Source organism: Hallella sp. (genome assembly GCF_037460745.1).
GTDB classification, from domain to species: domain Bacteria; phylum Bacteroidota; class Bacteroidia; order Bacteroidales; family Bacteroidaceae; genus Prevotella; species Prevotella faecis.
On the sequence record NZ_JAXVAE010000006.1, the window covers coordinates 1 to 1,961 of the forward strand.

General features: G+C 48.3%; 3 protein-coding genes. 2 read left to right on the top strand and 1 reads right to left on the bottom strand.

The genetic code is table 11. The features are described 5' to 3' along the window. The first annotated feature begins 196 nt into the window (after window positions 1-196). Both WKK33_RS00055 and WKK33_RS00060 read left to right on the top strand, forming a co-directional pair. On the top strand, window positions 197-736 hold the full coding sequence (locus WKK33_RS00055; RefSeq protein WP_337931948.1) for an outer membrane beta-barrel protein: 540 nt from the start codon (window positions 197-199) through the stop codon (window positions 734-736). A 264-nt stretch (window positions 737-1,000) separates the two neighbouring features. Next, the gene (locus WKK33_RS00060) at window positions 1,001-1,126 is read left to right on the top strand and encodes a hypothetical protein (RefSeq protein ID WP_337931949.1); all 126 of its coding nucleotides are present in this window, start codon (window positions 1,001-1,003) and stop codon (window positions 1,124-1,126) included. Window positions 1,127-1,284: 158 nt separating this feature from the next. Here the strand turns inward: WKK33_RS00060 and WKK33_RS00065 are convergent. Continuing rightward, a partial coding sequence (locus WKK33_RS00065) for a mechanosensitive ion channel domain-containing protein (protein WP_337931950.1) occupies window positions 1,285-1,961 on the bottom strand: 677 nt, incomplete at its 5' end.

Here is a 1,961-nt window from a genome sequence, read left to right on the forward strand (position 1 = left end):
AAGCCTTATTTGAGGCTTGATACCCCGCCATGCCCTTTCGCTGAATAGTTACCGTAAAAAGTGGTATTTTTTTTTGGATGATAAAGGTTTATTCTATACTTTTGCATCTATAATACCTGAAATGAAGGGTCATTTCTGTTGGAAAGAGACTAAGTAAAAGAGAGTTATAGTTTATATTAATCTAAATTTTCAAATTATGAAAAAGTTATTTATGACTTTGGTAGCCGCTGTCATCGCAGTGAGCGCCAGCGCACAGGTTTACATTGGTGGTAACGCTGGTATTGCCAGCACCAAGATTGGCGACCAGGACAGCAAGACCACTTACAAGGTTCTCCCTGAGATTGGTTATAAGATCAATCAGGATTGGGCAATCGGTACTGTTATCGGTTGGGGCAAGGGCACACCTGTGTCTATTGAGGATGCTGATGATTGCCTTCGCACTTTTGAGGTGGCTCCCTACATTCGCTATACTGCCGTTCGTACGAAGATGGTTGATTTCTTTGTTGATGGTGGTTTCATGTACAAGCACTACAACGGCCATGCTAACGAGTGGAATGTTGGTTTGAGACCAGGTGTTGCATTGAACTTCAACAAGACAGTGAGCCTCGTTGCACATGCAGGTTTCGTAGGCTACAAGAGTTACAAGCGTACTTATGAAGGTGCAAAGAACAACACTGCTTGGGGTGTGGATCTCGATGGTAATAACATCTCACTGGGTGTGCTCCTGAACTTCTAATAGCAAGTTTTATCTGCCATCCGTCGCATGTCGGCGGGTTGCGATACGCATAATACTTATGCAGGCTTCCTTTGTTCCTGGATGGAGCAAGCGGGAGCCTGCATTTTTCATTATGTATGGGCTTGTTTGATGAGCCATTAGAAGTTTTGCGATAGCCTTTCTGATCTTTCGCCATGTCCTTTTTTTGATGTCGGAAATGGATTATCCTGAGGACAACGACTGGGGGACGGGGCGACAGTGCGAATTGACACCATGTTGGTGAGAATGGCTAAAAGTATGAGTGGCCGCTATTATAACAGTGAGAAGGAAAACCGCTTCGATACGGCAGAGGAGTTTTTGGCCGCCCAAATAGCCTGGGGCTACTTGGCGTTATGGCTCGGTAGTGGGTAAGGCGACTTCCCAGTGATTGGATTGTGATTATGGGTGTTGCGATGCAAGTTGTGGATTTAGGTTTAACGCGAGAAAGGCTCTAAGCGCAAAGGAATACAAAAAGTGATGGGGGTTCTTGCCGATTGGCAGAATCCCCATCACTCGTCATCTGTGTTTTTTCAATCCTTTGTGTCGTTTCGCAGTTGCTCCTCAGCCTCTTCCAACGAGTCGGCGTGTTGGATGGGTGAGGTGGGTGAGGGCGGAACGAGGTGGGCCGTATCGGAAACGATGTGGATGTCGCGCTGTGGGAACGGAATCTCAATGTTGTGGTCGTTGAAGGCGTTGTACACGGCTTCCATAATTTCGCCCTCGGCGTCGCTCTGCTTGCGTGAGTCGACCCAAGCCAAGATCTTGAAGTCGACCGAGTTGTCGCCAAAGCCGGCGAGTGTTACCTTGATATACTTGATGTAGCCTGGCTTGTTGAGGGGTGTTACTACCTCGTTTACGATCTGCTTCACCTGGGGCACGCTGGTTCCGTAAGCCACGCCGATGGGAATGATTGATAGCACGTTGCCGTGGTTGCGAGTCAGGTTCTTGTAGTTCTTGGCGAAGAGCTGCGAGTTTTGGAAAGCGATAACCGAACCGTCGAGCGCCTCAACGGTGGTGGAGGTATAGGAGATGGCTTTCACCGTTCCCTTTGTTCCCTCGATGGCTATGTAGTCGCCCACCTTGATGCGGCCGGCCATGAGCGATATGCCGTAGTAGAGGTTCTCCAGGATGTCTTTCATGGCGAAACCGATACCCGTTGACAAACCTGCTGAGATGGCCACGATCCATGAATTGTCGATGTTGAAGA

What these genes read in the sequence shown, in the direction of transcription:
- WKK33_RS00055 (WP_337931948.1), top strand. Translation starts at nt 197, where the DNA reads ATGAAAAAGTTATTTATGACTTTGGTAGCCGCTGTCATCGCAGTGAGC.
- WKK33_RS00060 (WP_337931949.1), top strand. Translation starts at nt 1,001, where the DNA reads ATGGCTAAAAGTATGAGTGGCCGCTATTATAACAGTGAGAAGGAAAAC.